Raw genomic sequence first — 14,629 nt, 5'->3', positions numbered from 1 at the left:
TAAAAATACATATATTTTGTTGGGATGCATTGGCTCACTTATTATATTGAGTGGACTTTTGATGTTTTTTGGAACCTCTCCACCCCATCTTCAGTCTCAACTTTATTATTTCGTTGGCGGTATTGCATTGCTTATAACCGCCATCCATTTTAGGTTGTTTTTTTTATAGCCCTACAATTAATACTTATTGCTGGACATGCAGCAATTCTATTAGGTAGCGGTCCTTATACTCAGTTCTTCTTGCCTATATTAATGTGCTGTCAGCTCCTCACGTTTTATTTAATGTTTGGCAAGGAAAATAGTGTATTTTTGATATTGGGCGTTTTTGGTATCGCTTTGCTTTCTATGGGTTTTGCCTACAATGATAAATGGATATTCTTTTCAGGGAGCTCATTTATTGCCATATATGCTTACTATAACGCGTATAATGGACTATATCCCTCTTATATTTGGGCTGTTTTGAATACAGCAATTGCATTGCTTGCTATCTACCGGATACTTTTCGTATAAACTAATTGCGTGTGGTGTAACTTTAGGAGAAACCTGGGTTACGCGATACGTTTTACCCAGGTCACATGAGAACTAACTTACTTGGCAGGTACAATCTCAACGTGCAATTTGGCAATAACATCACTGTGAACATGTACTTCAACAACGAAATTACCAATTGAGTGAAGAGGACCTTCTGGCATTACAATTTCACGTTTAACTATTTCGATACCTTTATCTACTAAAGCATCTTTAATTTCATTAACACCAACAGAACCGTACAATTTACCTTCATCACTCGCCATAGCATTAATAACTATAGTAGTATCATTTAACTTAGCAGCACGCTGCTCAGCAACAGCAAAAGACTGTTGGGCTTTTTTCTCAAGTTCAACGCGGCGCTGTTCAAATAACTCAATATTCTTTGGTGTAGCAAAAACCGCTTTATTTTGTGGTATCAAGAAATTACGGCCATAACCTGATTTTACATTTACTTTATCACCCAGGTTACCTAAATTTCTCACTTTTTCTAATAAGATAACTTCCATCTTAATAACCCCTTAAATTGATTCGCCGACCCTTGAAGGGAAATACGATCTAAAATTAACTAAACTATCTAATAAACCAAGGATGATGTAGGTACATAATACAAAAGTTGGTTTCACTAATATTAATAACATCAATAAAACAAATATCTTCACTTGTCTTTTTTGAGAAAAGATAAAATAAACCAATCCAAATCCAGAAGCCAAGAAATAACAAAGCACTATTGGAAGCACATTCATAGCCAAAGGAATCTCATAAAATGTTGCCAATGAAGCTCCGGTGAAGACTAAAAATGAAATTTTACCGCTACGAAATAACATTAACTCATTCCTGAAACCACCAGGTAAAAATAATTTTGCTTGAATTGCTCGCGCGAACATCAAGGAAATTGTTGCAGAAACAATAACACTTAATATCTGGATTCCGAAGAATAACTGCGCCAAAATTACTGAGTTTATGCCATTGAGAGCGGGATCAACTAATTCCTGGTATTGTGTCAAAATTATTTTAAACAGCCTAAATTGTTCGACAATAAAGCCAGGAGCTAAAAGTTGAATAAGTAAACACCCCAAAAAGGCCAGTACAAAAAACACCCCTGATGCCATCTGCCATTTTTCAGTATTTCGCAAGCTCAATGCTGCAAAATAACATGGAAGATAAGCAATAAGAGTATTAATTATCGCTCCGGACAATGGTATTAACATCATCAATGGAACAGAATGAATAACAAGCGCAGGCAATAAAACATCAAAACCAGACCGGGCACCTTTTCTTAAGGTCACTAGACACACTAAAGCGACTGAAAGCCAAGATGCAAAAGGTAATACTGAAAAAATTGCAGCAAATATTATTGCCTGCTGTTTACTTTCAAGCATTGCCTTACATTGCTTTAATATAAAATTGCCTGCTCGCATCATTACTATTTATCTGTGGCTATCACAATATGGCAACAGGCCAAGGAATCTGGCTTGCATAATTGCTCTAGCTAGTTGTCTTTGAAAACGGGTTTGAGTACCAGTAATCCGACTTGGTACAATTTTACCAGTTTCAGAAATATAATTTTTCAGTAAATTGATATCTTTATAATCAATTTCATTGCCGCCTTCGGCACTGAAACGGCACATTTTTTTTCTACGAAAATAAGCTGACATATTAAAACTCCTCTTAAGCAGATCTGGTTTCTTTTTCTTTCTTCATCAAAACAGATTCAGTCGTGATCGCTTGTTTTTGACGAGTGATTAAATTTCTGATGATTGCATCATTAAATTTAAAAGCGTTTTTAATTTCTTCCAGAGCTTCAAGGCTACACTCAATGTTCATAAGAATGTAATGTGCTTTATGTACATCACAAATTGGATAAGCTAACTGGCGACGACCCAGGTCCTCTTTACGGTGGATCACCCCATTGTGCTTGCTTATGATCCCTTCATAGCGCTCTACCATTGCTGGTACTTGTTCGCTTTGATCCGGGTGCACAAGAAACATAATTTCATAATGTCTCATGATTTCTCCTTATGGATAAAAGCCTCCTGTTATCTGAAACAACAGTAAGGCAAGGTTTAAAAAAAGCTGCTAATTATAACCATTTTGATCGCATCATACAATTCTCAAACAGTTAAAAATAATTAAATTATGATATTAGGCAAATATAACCATCTATTAAATTTATTTTTTCTAATTTTGTATTAATTTTTAGTGACAAATATCTATGAATTAGGTTACCGTGCATAAAAAATAAATGTCATTGATTTATAATCAACTTATTTAAAAGTACAGAGGTTTTTAATGGATATAATTTCTCTTCAATTTGAAGAACCTTTAATGATTCATATTGGTGATACTGCTGTTAAAATTTTAGCTTTTAAAACACAGGAACATGGAAATATTAAATTTGGTGTAGATGCTCCCAGATCGGTTAATGTGCATCGAGAAGAGATTTTTCATGCCATTAAACAAAAACAGCTTTTAGAAACAGTTGAATAATTCATCCGAAATGTATCAAGTATCATCACGTTCAATTGTGATTCTTTCTAGTTTAGTCCTGATTTTATCGTCTATAGTTTTTTCAATAAATCATTTTTTTTATAAATATCCTGGTAATAACTATTTTCCTGAGGGTATCCCCTTCCTGGCTCTAGTATTAATTCTTTTAAATCTTGGGCTTGTCCTCTATTTCCCTAAAGACAATAAAATCAGGCAAGTTGGACGAGAGCTGATTTATTTCTTTTCACTGATGTGTATTATTGCCATCGCTACAAATGCAGTGCAACTCACTCCATTTCCAATTATTGATCCCATAATTAACACGCTTGAAGAATGTATGGATATCCGTATGGAAGCGATATTAGCCTGGACTCACAATCATCCAAAGTTTAAATACTTACTTGGCGTAATTTATGATAGTCTCACATATCAAATGAGTATTTTGCCCTTGCTGATCATAATCACCTGTCGCTTTCATTTAATCAGAGAATATTATTTTTATATGTTAAGTACTGTCTTAATTGGTTTTACATTTTATTACTTTTTCCCTACAACTGCTCCTGCGAGTATTATCAATAGCCCTTTTTTTTCTCCTGAGCAAATCGATACAGGCCTTAAGTTTAGACAAATTCATCATTATATTAATCCAACTACAAATGAAGGGGGCTTAATCGCATTTCCCTCTTTTCACGCGATTTGGGCAATATTATGTGTGAATCTTCTTAGAGAATGGCCAATTGCTTGCATTCTATTATTTATAATTAATCTTTTTCTTATTGCATCTTGCGTTTTATTAGGATGGCATTATTTAGTCGATATCATCGGTGGTTTTATTGTTTTACTTTTAAGCTACTGTCTTTTGAAATATTGTAGCATTGGTGCAGCAAAACGATGCCCTGGTATAGAATGAGAAATTGTTTAAAATTCGGACTTCTCTTGGCTGTACTCAAGTTACCGGGCTATATCATTAATTTAAATTTTTCGTACTATACCAGTTGGATATTTAAGCTCATTTTGAATTACTTTACTGTGGATTAAGTTGGGAATATCATGGCCTTTTAATTGCCTTTCTACTTCTGATTTCAGTGAAACGCCCAGTTGCTCACTTAATAGTGGATGTACTTGAACCATCCATGCACCATCCTGTTTTCCAATTTTTACTGGTTCATTAATTACCCTTACCGGAGTTCCTATTGGAACCATTCGAAATAAATATTCAATATCATCTGGAAACATACGAAGACATCCCGCACTAACACGCGAGCCAATTCCATTGATTCTATTGGTACCATGTATAAGAAATGTTGGCCATCCCAAGCGTAAAGCGTGCTGACCTAAGGGATTATATGGCCCTGAAGGAAATTCATCGGGAAGAAAATCACCATTTTTCTCTGCTTCGAGGCGGAGTCGTTCTGTTGGTCGCCACTTAGGATTTGCTTCTTTGGCTACAATTTTGGTTACCCCCAAAGGCGTACTCCATCCCTTGCGGCCTATACCAACGGGAAAAGAAATTACTACATTCTCATTTTCAGGAAAATAATACAGTCTGTATTCTGCTAAATTGATTACAATTCCTTTTCGAGGAACATTAGGCAAAATATACTGTGTAGGAATTACAAGCCGAGAATTAGCAATTAAAGATTGTCTTGCATCGATTCGCGGGTTTGCCCTGACGAGCTCATAATAACCTACATCAAAACGTCTTCCTATCTCATCAATTGTTTCATTTGCTTCAGCTAGCCCATATTGAATTTCTCCAACAACATTACCTGCCGCTGGTAAAACTAAAGTAGTCGCATGCGAAATCCACGTACAAAGTAATTGTACGAACATCAAAAAAAATAAATTTTTCTTGTTTAAGATCATTTGTAATGAATATCCATAAACATAAGTTAGAACGTAACCTCTTAGCTTAGGTGAAGGGAAGCAGCACTTCAATGAAATTATGGCAAAATGTTGCTCCCGCGTAGGCGGGAACCAATTTATAGCGGGGCACAGTGCTACTTTATGAATAGATTCCCGCCTTAGCGGGAATGAAAAAAACCACATTTGCTTAATAATAGTGGACTATACTGAGCTATGACAGACTTGTCATAAAATGTAGAATCAAATTTACAAACTTTCATCTACCTTAAAACGCTCACCATACTTAGATTCTAGGGTCTTAAATAAATTTTCCAAATTATTTGTTCCGAAATCCTTTGCATAGTTCATTGGACCACCACGAAATGGAGCAAACCCTGTAGCAAAAATCATTCCTGCATCGAGCAAATCAGCGTCCGCTACAACGCCCTCACGCAAACAGGCAGCCGATTCATTTACCATTCTCAGAATTAATCGATCAGCAATATGCGGGTTAATTGGTGTACTGGCTTGTTTTTTAACTGGTTTACCATTTTTATACTGGTAAAATCCTTGACCTGTTTTACGACCAAGTTTCCCTTCTTTAACCATATCGCGAAGTTTTTGTGGCACAGCTCCACCAAAATGCCCCGTTAAATTTTCAGCAACAGCAAGACCAACATCTAATCCTACTGTATCTGCAAGTTCGACAGGCCCCATAAACATTCCAAAAGATAAGGCTGCTTCATCAATTGTTTCAGCACTATATCCTTCATCAAGTAACTGGACACACTCCATGAGGTAAGGCATTAACACTCGATTTACTAAGAATCCTGGGCTGGATTTAACAGGTAATGGTAGTTTGCCAATTTGATTGACAAAAGCACAGGAATCAAGCTCAACAGTTTTGGAGGTTTTTGCGCTACTGACTACTTCAACCAAATCCATCTTAGCGACTGGATTAAAGAAATGAATACCAACCAGACGATTCGGATTATTCATAACACTACTCATTTCATCCAATGGAATACTGGATGTATTCGTTGCAATGATGGCATCCTTTTTAGCAAGTTTTTCAACTTTTTTCATAATTTCTTGCTTGACCACGAGATTTTCAAAAACGGCTTCAATAATTACATCGGCACGTGCAATACCATGGCCTTCTGGATCAGGGATTAAATTATCCATTGCAGCTTGTATTAGTCGTGGCTTACGTAATTTTTTCTTATACAAAGTATGAGCACGACCAATTGCTGGAGCAATTTGAGCATAAGTTTGATCTTGCAAAGTTACACGCAAACCACGTAGAGCACACCAAGCAGCAATATCGCCCCCCATTACGCCTGCGCCTATAACGTGCACGTGGGTTGCGTTAAAGTCACTACCTTTTGCAAAACCTTTCAAACGTTCACGTAAGGAAAAAGCGCGGATCAAATTTTTTGAAGTAATTCCAGTAGATACCAAATGCTCCACTGAGTCTATTTCTTTCAAGTAAGCCCTATCGCCCATACCACCTTCTTTCTCCCACAGATCAATAATGGCATAAGGCGCAGGGTAATGTTCCCGTCGTACTCGTTTAGCAACATTATGACGCATTAAAGCGGCAATAGGTTTTCTCATCCAAGAGCTATTTGTTAATCCTTGTATGAACGAAGGTTTATGTTTCGGTGGCTTGCTTTTTATAAAATAAATCGCAGCACGCTTTAACTGGCGTATAGGTACCACATCATCAATCATACCTATACTTTTGGCTTTTACAGCATGAACTGCACTTCCAGTCAAAATAATTTGTGATAAAGCATTAAAACCGCCAATCAATTGGGGTAATCGCACAGAGCCGCCCCAACCAGGATGTATGCCCAACATCACTTCAGGCAAACCGATACGAGTATCTTTTTCATCACTGGCGACTCGATAGGTACAGGCCAGAGCCAATTCATAACCGCCCCCCATGCAGAAGCCATCTATCATCGCAACGCTGGGAATTTTTAGATCCTGTAAGCGAGCAAATACCGCTTGCCCTTTTCGTAAAAAATCGACCGCTTGAGCCGGGGTTTCAAATTTTGAGAATGCATTCACATCAGCGCCCGCGATAAACCCTTTTTCCTTAGCTGAATAAATAATTAAGCCTAAAGCATTTTTATCTTGTGATATTTCATGCAATAGACTATTAAGTTCGTCTAATACTTCTTCATTGATGCTATTTACAGACGTATCTTTTCTATCCAGTCCCAACCACAGAATATTGTCGCTATCGCGTTTCAAGTCCCAATGTTTGTAATTATTCATGTCCTTTCACCTCAGTCACTCGTTCAAGATACATAGCCCCGCCCTGTCCTCCACCAATACAGATAGAAGCCATACCTCGTGACTCATTTCTTTGTTCTAATGATTTTAAAACGTGTAATACAATACGTGCTCCGCTTGCACCTATAGGATGTCCTGCTGCAATTGCTCCCCCATCACGATTAAGCTTTTCTAATGAAGGGCCACCTAATGCTTTTTCCAAACCTAAGTGAGTGCGGCAATAATTTTCATCATTCCAGGCAGCGACACAACCCAAAACTTGTGCAGCAAATGCTTCGTTAATTTCCCAACAATCGATATCTTCAGATTTTAATTTCTGTCTTTGTAAAATAGGGGTTACTGCATGCACCGGGCCAAGTCCCATTTGTGATGGATCAAGAGCTGACCATTGTGAGTCAACTATTCTAGCTAGGACCTTTAAACCATATTTCTTAACCGCATCTGCACTAGCTAGTAATAACAAACAAGCACCATCCGTTATTTGCGAGCTATTACCAGCCGTTACCATTCCGTATTTTTTATCAAAAAAAGGCTTTAATTTTGCTAATTTTTCGACTGTTGTATCGGCTCGTAGTCCATCATCTTGAGAATAAACTCGTCCTTTATAATCAATAATTGGTGATACTTCTGTCATTCTATTTTCGCTGTAAGCTTTTGCCAGCTTTAAATGACTTTGGTTAGCAAACTCATCCATTTGCTCGCGAGTTAAGTTAAAACGATAAGCGACCTTTTCGGCTGTTTGCCCCATATTCATACCAACAATAGGATCAGTAAGTCCACGCAGCAAAGCAATTACTGGAGCAAGATAAGCTGGTCTAAATTGAGTGATTAGGCCTAATTTTTGGCTAAAACTCTTAGATCCGTACCAACTAGCCAACCAGGAGGCCATTTTTTGATTAAATAATAAAGGAGCATGGCTCATAGAATCGGTACCACCGGCAAGCACCAAGTCACTTCGACCACTTGCAATTTGCATTGCTGCATTATCTAGAGCCTGCATTCCGGAGGCACAATTTCTCATTACAGTAAATGCGGGCACTTTATCCCCGCATCCCAAACGCAAGGAAACTACTCGAGCAATATTTGCCTCATCTGGGCTGGGCATGGCGCAGCCAATAATTACTTCATCCAACTCAGTTGGAGCAAAAGGTTGTCGATTTAATAATGTCGTCCCTGCCGCTACCGCCAAATCAGATCCAGAAAATGGACCTATTCCTTTGGCTTTAAGAAATGGTGTTCGATTTCCATCAACTATATACACGTCTCGACCATGTAAATTCGACTTCTGTTTCATCGATCCTCCTTATTTAAAAATTGAGTCGCAGTCCTGCAATGATGCTTTGTTAAAAGAAAAATTATTCCAAAAATCAATGAATTCTGTAGTTCATTGAAAATAAACTACATCTACTCTTGAAAGTAGCAAAAAAGACCACAATCTTTTAACTTCACGCCATTACTCCTCACTGAAATTGGCTATGATTTATGAATGATAAAGAGTAGCAGTAATCATGAAAATATGGAAATTTTATAAAGCATTATATAAAAAATTATTAAACTAACTTCTTGAAAAATTGAGTACTATCTAGATGAGCAAGTAATTTACTGTTTATTGATTAATAATGAATCATGATGAAACATATAAAGGCTTTGGCCATTCTTTAAAAATTTAATTTATAAAGAAGACATATTGACGTCATCAAAATACCTGATATACTGCGCAACCATTGATTGGAGAGATGGCCGAGTGGTCGAAGGCGCTCCCCTGCTAAGGGAGTATGGGAGAAATCCCATCGAGGGTTCGAATCCCTCTCTCTCCGCCAGTCAACGCGCCCGTAGCTCAGTTGGATAGAGTATCTGGCTACGAACCAGGGGGTCGGAGGTTCGAATCCTTCCGGGCGCGCCATTTTCAAATAAAACAAAAAAACAATCACTCCGAAATAGAGGCCAATACACAGATGTACTTGGCCCGGAAGTGGGCTCTTCGGGCTCTTCCCCATTTCCGGGGGTACTAATCAAGAACACAAAACTTTAACCCTTAACCTGTAATTTACTTTTGCCTTCATCTATTAGGCCCTGTTCACTTTTTTCTTGGAGATGTAATTCAAGTAAAATTTGCGTATTTTTCTTAATAATTTCTTAAGTTTCCTGCAATAAATTACTCGCCGTTTGAAGCTACATACAAAAACAAGATTTGTTTCTTAAATAGACACAATAACATTTAATCGGAAACCAAGTATGAAATCAAAATTTGAACAATCAAAGGTAATTAGTGATCTAATCAGTTTTATAATTGCACCTAGTTATATTACTCATTACAAATTATTCACTTCTCTGAGAATTGATAGCGTGGATATTGAGGTCAATAAAAAAGAGATTGCTGCTTATCTTGCGGTACATGTGGTCTCGCCGGAACTACGGATTGCAATTGAATTAATCTACTGCAAAATAAGCCTTAGTCATAGAAATAACTTAATTCATAATATTGAAAAAATTATGAATTTAGTTAATGAAATAAACCCTGATAGTGCAAAACATCTAGACCTGCTATTTGAAGATTTAAGCTTCGCCATTATGTCTGCTCCTAATGATTATCAAATTCAACTTCCCGCTCAATGGCAATCTCTCATTCCAAATTATGAAAGAAAGTCAAATTTACAACGAGCGATATACTGTATTGGCCATGCTTTACGTATAGAGCAGAATAACACCACTGCCTGGTTAACTTTAGGACAGTTATTTATCCAAAAGAATGCCCTTTGTTCGGATTTGCCAAACTTCATAAATATCTTCGAAAAAAGTAATATTCGACTCAGCCCATACGCTTATGCAAATTTCTGTTTTCAGCAAGTAGTAGATGGAAAATCGCCTGAATCATATAAACAACTTGCAAAATATTTTATGCAATTAATTAAAACTACTTTAGAGAATGCCGCAGCTAATCAACATCAATTTTTTGCAGCGCATCCTGTTTCTCAAGCTGTTCCAACTGAAATCCCAGCAACATCAGTTGGGCACATTGAAGAGCAAAATAAGATAATCAAGAAATTTGAGGAGCGCTTAGCTTTAGTCAATTTACAGCGTTCCAGTTTTAAAAAAAATCAATTTCAGATAATTAATTTTCTCTTTGCTAAAGATTCAAATCTAACAATTAGAGAGTTAAAATCCGCGATTACTGATACTGAGTGCCTGATTAGGCTTATTAATCAACTCTATCCCAAAATAGTGCGCCTGCCATTTATTTACGCGCTGTTTAATCATCCTGATATTCAGAGGAGTCGAAATACCTCGACCAGGCCTAGCGATGAAGTATTTTTAAGGACAATCATCAAGAGCGTAGATGATTTCGAAGCGATTATTAGAACCTTGCCAGAGGATAAAAGCTCTTATAAAACGCAGGAACGACTGAGAAAATACATAAGGATATCAATGCATATAAAAAATCTTTATGATCTTGCGCGTGAAACTCCTGATAATCTAGTTTCTCTGCAAAACCAACCTTCTTTATTAACAACCAGAGGTGCATTTACCCCTCAAGTTAATCGATATCCAGGTACTTTGTTTCATAGAAGATCATCCATATGTGAGGCTATAGTTATTGAAACAGATACAAATCAGCAAAATTTAAAAAGATCATTTGCACCGAGTGATGAGCCGGAGGTAGATGAACCCGCTAATAAAAGACAAAAACTTTAGGGAGTCTGGTTCGGAACATTAAGCTCAGTAATGCAAATAGGGAATTTCATTACTGGCTTAATGGAGCAAAACGCATTACAACTCTTTAAATAGCCCATAGTCCAACGGAACGAATATATTCGTAAAGGACATTATGAGATCAAAATGAAAAAATCGTATTAATCCGAAACACAAATTGTTAAACTTCTAAAAGAAGTTGAAACGAGTCGATTGCTTAATGAAATATATCGTCAATGAATAATAAGAGACGTACTCAACTGATTATCTGTGCAAATCGCTTTAACTTGTATTATATTTAAACTAAGTCTATTAGGTTGAATTGTTGGTGAAATCATGAAATTAATCGCCCCTGCTTTAGCCCTATCCTTGTCCTGTATTGTATGCTCAGTCAATTCTGAACCGAATAATACTCAAACGAATAACGCCAAACCTAAAATTGAAGATTATAAATTATTAGTGAATGGACAGCCTTTTATAATCAAAGGAATGGCCTATGCACCTGAACCCAAGGGCTTTCCTGGTAATAAAATTTCTGGAAAAACGGAGCATGGATGGGAATATAAAAATGGAGCGTGGCTATGTATGCCAGCGAATCAATATGACCCCAATGATTGGAAATCACCTTGTGATGATGATGACTTTTTTGGAACACTAAAGATTGAGAGCGCTGCGAATGCAACATATAACAGAGAATTAGAGAGTAAATGGGCCCGTGAACTAAAGCAAATGCAAGATATAGGAGTCAATACTCTAAGATTGTATAATATCAATTCGGTAGGAAAAGATCATATTAAATTTTTAAACGAAGTTTCAAAAATGAACATGTATGTCATTTATCCAATTTTAACCGATCACCTTTCAAAGCAAGCAAATTATGACAAAACCAAAATTGTCAATTCGATTAAAGAAGTTTGTGGCAACAAAGCAATTCTAGCATTTACTGCAGGAAATGAATTGCCTGTATTTGAAGATAAAGCAACCCTGGCTCGGGTAAATGAAGTAGTGAATCTAATACACCAAAATTGCCCGGGAAGCTTAGTGACCTATGCTATGGCCGATGATCCTTCCAAATGGGCTGTGTCTAAGGAAGGCGAAACCAGTGAATTAGTAGAAAAAATTCCAAATGTAGATTTTATTACAGTAAATGCTGGTTACCGAGGTGACCCTTCAACAAATGCCTCTCATGGATACAATGAGCTATTTTTTAATCAAATAAAATTAACCACAGAAAAGTACAATAAGCCTTTCTTGATAGGAGAGGTGGGTAAGCATTTGAACGATAAGTATGGCCCCACATGGTTTAATGCAGTTTTGAAAATCATTTTGAACCGCTCTGCCGAAGCACATAATTTAGGTGCAGTCTTTTTTGAATACAACGACGAACCTATTAAAAAATCTGCAGCGGGAACTTCAAATGATATTTCTATGGGTATAACTAAAGCAGGAGCATTACAGCCTGGTACTGAGTCCATTGTACAAGATCCAGTTAATGAGCAAAAAACTGACTTTCAAATGTTCACTGGTTCGGATTGCAACTTCCTTAAATGCAATAGTCAATAACTCATCGATAAAACGAGGGGAGCTAAAAAACTTATGCTTTTATATGAGTTTCATTAGTCCCTCTCATTTCAAAAGGCAGCCATACTAAAAACAAGAATTTCCCCAAAAAATATAAAATCGGCTGCCTTGAACCAGAAATTCTTTAAAACAGACAATTTATCTAAAAATTTCCTCATTCATTCACTTTAAGAATTAATAAAACACCTTTTACATTATTTTATTTAATCATTTTATTGATCAATTAATAATCATCAGTTCTATACTTTAAGAAAGTACTGAAATCAAGAATGGAGTTCTGTCATGTATTCTAAATATGATAAACTCATTTACATCAATTTGACCCAAGATCAAATAACGGCAAATATTGATACACTCATAATTCATGAAACACCCGCCATACTTGTAAAAATACCCGATGGAAGTGATCTTAAAACTTTGCAGGGCCCTGATTTCTTTCCTGGAGCAATTACAAACCAAACCAAAATATATTTTTCGGCTCATGGAAGAGAAGAATTAGAGGATATGGTTCTTGATAGACAAAATAGGGATCCAAAGATTTACGGTTTAGATGATGTTGCTATCTATTTTGGAAAGCTCCTGACAAATCCAGATTTTAAAAATCCTGATGTAATACCTCGATTGACACTGGTAATGAGTGTATGTGAAGGATTGGGTTTTGCCAAAAAATTACAAATAAAATTACTTGACGACTACGGGTTATATATTGATGTAATAGCCAATAAAAATGTATTACACGAGCAATTTATAAAGCCTACGGAAGAAAGAATGGTGTATCTTACCCATAGGGAAACGTCAAACAAAGGCGTGGGCAGAGAATATAAGCGCCCACATAGTAAGGTGTTATTGACCATTGATAGAGCGGGTTCGCAACAGGAAGTTGATGCCTATGAATTAAAATGGATAGAAAATGTCCTCAATGGGATTCATCAACAAGTAGCATCATTTAGTAAATGGGCTAATTTTGAAAATCCAGAAAATTTTAGTATATTAGAAGGGCTCACTGTTTTTTGTAAGGATGTTGATACACTAGTCTCCTTATCCATAGGTAAAGATATTCAGTTAACAGCTAATAACCTCTTGGCATTGTTACAAAGTTGTCAGAAAATTTCTGCCGATCCGCTGTATCAGCAGGCAATGAATTATGAAATGTTTCAACACGTGATAACAAAACTTATTAATGAAGGAGCAAGATATATTAATCCCAATATGGAGATGCAAGAATATTTTCATGCTCTTGGGGAACTTGAATCACAGAAGAACAAAATGATTCGAGATAAAGTCGCGCCCAATATATTTCAGGCACAAAAAGCGATTTATTCTGGATTACTTATTGAGGCATCAGAATATGGTATAGAGTCAATATTAGATAAACTTGAAAGAGCAATGCAAAGCGTTACCCCGGGAATACATCCCTCTTAGCATTCCCGAGTCGTCAAACTTATACCAATTTACCTACCCTTTATCACTATAATCTAAAATTTAATATAAAATAATACGAGTTTGGATTCAAAATTTAATAATTCTAATATGCAGTATAAGTTTTTTTTAGATAATACCAATAAACAATTCAGTGCACAAAGCACATTAGATCGAATACAAGAAAGAATAAGGGAAGGAAAACTCAAGACACATTACTGTAAAGATTTAGCGCGTGAGTTGATAAATTGTTTATGTGGAAAACAAAAACAATTCGAAAAACATCCAGAACAATTCTCTATCACATATTTTATTCAAGATGTAATGCAAGAGAGACTACTAGACACTCAATGTGATAATAATATATTTCTGTTACAAATAGGAAAAGACTACCATACGTTTGTTATAGAAAAAATATACAATGGAGAAGAAGTAAAATTTATCATTTACCAATCTTGGTATAGTACATTTACTTTAGCTTGGTGGTTAGGTAATGATAAAGCACTTCATAGGGCTTCTGAAGAACAACTTTTATTACGTGAACAATACGGTAAAGGAAAAGAGTTAACTATTAATGAATTGCAGAACTTTATTTTTATCCTTTCTCAACCTAAAGAGCGTCCATTCTCAAAAAAAATAGGTATAGCGGGTGCTTATACAGCATATGAATACTGTGTTGAATACAGCAAGCCACAATTTACTTAATGACAATTTCTTGTCTATAAATTTATCCTATGAACACATACTTATAAAAAAACCGTATTACATATTA

The 14,629-nt window shown here is 36.2% G+C and carries 13 protein-coding genes and 2 tRNA genes; 8 read left to right on the top strand and 7 right to left on the bottom strand.

The genetic code is table 11. From position 1 onward, the window contains the following. Window positions 1-587: 587 nt before the first annotated feature. The 4 genes from rplI to rpsF are packed head-to-tail and all read right to left on the bottom strand — an operon-like array spanning window position 588 to window position 2,538. Window positions 588-1,037: a 50S ribosomal protein L9 gene (gene rplI, locus BW930_RS03755; protein ID WP_058469457.1), complete on the bottom strand. Its 450-nt coding sequence runs from the start codon at window positions 1,035-1,037 to the stop codon at window positions 588-590. A 12-nt stretch (window positions 1,038-1,049) separates the two neighbouring features. Further along, on the bottom strand, window positions 1,050-1,952 hold the full coding sequence (locus BW930_RS03750; protein WP_172461582.1) for a hypothetical protein: 903 nt from the start codon (window positions 1,950-1,952) through the stop codon (window positions 1,050-1,052). 6 nt (window positions 1,953-1,958) lie between these two features. Then, window positions 1,959-2,186 carry a 30S ribosomal protein S18 gene (gene rpsR / locus BW930_RS03745; RefSeq protein WP_058469456.1) on the bottom strand — a complete coding sequence of 76 codons (228 nt, stop codon included), beginning with the start codon at window positions 2,184-2,186 and terminating at the stop codon, window positions 1,959-1,961. Between the two features lie 13 nt (window positions 2,187-2,199). Further along, a complete protein-coding gene (gene rpsF, locus BW930_RS03740; RefSeq protein ID WP_058469455.1) occupies window positions 2,200-2,538 on the bottom strand; it encodes a 30S ribosomal protein S6 in 339 nt (112 codons plus the stop codon). Window positions 2,539-2,820: 282 nt separating this feature from the next. Here rpsF and BW930_RS03735 point away from each other — a divergent pair, with 282 nt between their 5' ends. Then, a complete protein-coding gene (locus BW930_RS03735) occupies window positions 2,821-3,018 on the top strand; it encodes a carbon storage regulator (protein WP_058469454.1) in 198 nt (65 codons plus the stop codon). Between the two features lie 10 nt (window positions 3,019-3,028). Next, the gene (locus BW930_RS03730; protein WP_058469594.1) at window positions 3,029-3,928 is read left to right on the top strand and encodes a phosphatase PAP2 family protein; all 900 of its coding nucleotides are present in this window, start codon (window positions 3,029-3,031) and stop codon (window positions 3,926-3,928) included. 62 nt (window positions 3,929-3,990) lie between these two features. Here the strand turns inward: BW930_RS03730 and BW930_RS03725 are convergent, their stop codons facing one another. From BW930_RS03725 to BW930_RS03715, 3 genes are all read right to left on the bottom strand, one after another. Further along, entirely contained in the window at window positions 3,991-4,884 is an 894-nt protein-coding gene (locus tag BW930_RS03725; protein WP_058469453.1) for a L,D-transpeptidase family protein, read from the bottom strand. 246 nt (window positions 4,885-5,130) lie between these two features. Beyond that, window positions 5,131-7,149 (bottom strand): 3-hydroxyacyl-CoA dehydrogenase NAD-binding domain-containing protein, encoded by a 2,019-nt coding sequence (locus tag BW930_RS03720; RefSeq protein WP_058469452.1) that lies wholly within the window; start codon window positions 7,147-7,149, stop codon window positions 5,131-5,133. Further along, entirely contained in the window at window positions 7,142-8,461 is a 1,320-nt protein-coding gene (locus BW930_RS03715; RefSeq protein WP_058469451.1) for an acetyl-CoA C-acetyltransferase, read from the bottom strand. The genes BW930_RS03720 and BW930_RS03715 overlap by 8 nt, the downstream gene beginning before the upstream one ends. A 436-nt stretch (window positions 8,462-8,897) precedes the next feature. Here BW930_RS03715 and BW930_RS03710 point away from each other — a divergent pair. The 6 genes from BW930_RS03710 (at window position 8,898) to BW930_RS03685 (ending at window position 14,562) form a co-directional block, all read left to right on the top strand. Continuing rightward, window positions 8,898-8,987: transfer RNA gene (locus BW930_RS03710), tRNA-Ser, on the top strand. Between the two features lie 6 nt (window positions 8,988-8,993). Beyond that, window positions 8,994-9,070 (top strand) — tRNA-Arg (locus BW930_RS03705). A 332-nt stretch (window positions 9,071-9,402) separates the two neighbouring features. After that, window positions 9,403-10,860, top strand: a complete 1,458-nt coding sequence (locus BW930_RS03700; RefSeq protein WP_058469450.1) for a tetratricopeptide repeat protein — start codon at window positions 9,403-9,405, stop codon at window positions 10,858-10,860. Between the two features lie 333 nt (window positions 10,861-11,193). Then, window positions 11,194-12,420, top strand: coding sequence for a glycoside hydrolase 5 family protein (locus tag BW930_RS03695; RefSeq protein WP_058469449.1), 1,227 nt, complete (start codon window positions 11,194-11,196; stop codon window positions 12,418-12,420). 300 nt (window positions 12,421-12,720) lie between these two features. Next, window positions 12,721-13,860, top strand: a complete 1,140-nt coding sequence (locus BW930_RS03690) for a hypothetical protein (RefSeq protein WP_058469448.1) — start codon at window positions 12,721-12,723, stop codon at window positions 13,858-13,860. Between the two features lie 108 nt (window positions 13,861-13,968). After that, window positions 13,969-14,562, top strand: coding sequence for a hypothetical protein (locus BW930_RS03685; protein ID WP_058469447.1), 594 nt, complete (start codon window positions 13,969-13,971; stop codon window positions 14,560-14,562). Window positions 14,563-14,629: the final 67 nt, after the last annotated feature.

It is taken from the genome of Fluoribacter gormanii (assembly GCF_900156395.1).
GTDB classification, from domain to species: domain Bacteria; phylum Pseudomonadota; class Gammaproteobacteria; order Legionellales; family Legionellaceae; genus Legionella; species Legionella gormanii.
This window is presented reverse-complemented; position numbering and strand designations above follow the sequence as displayed.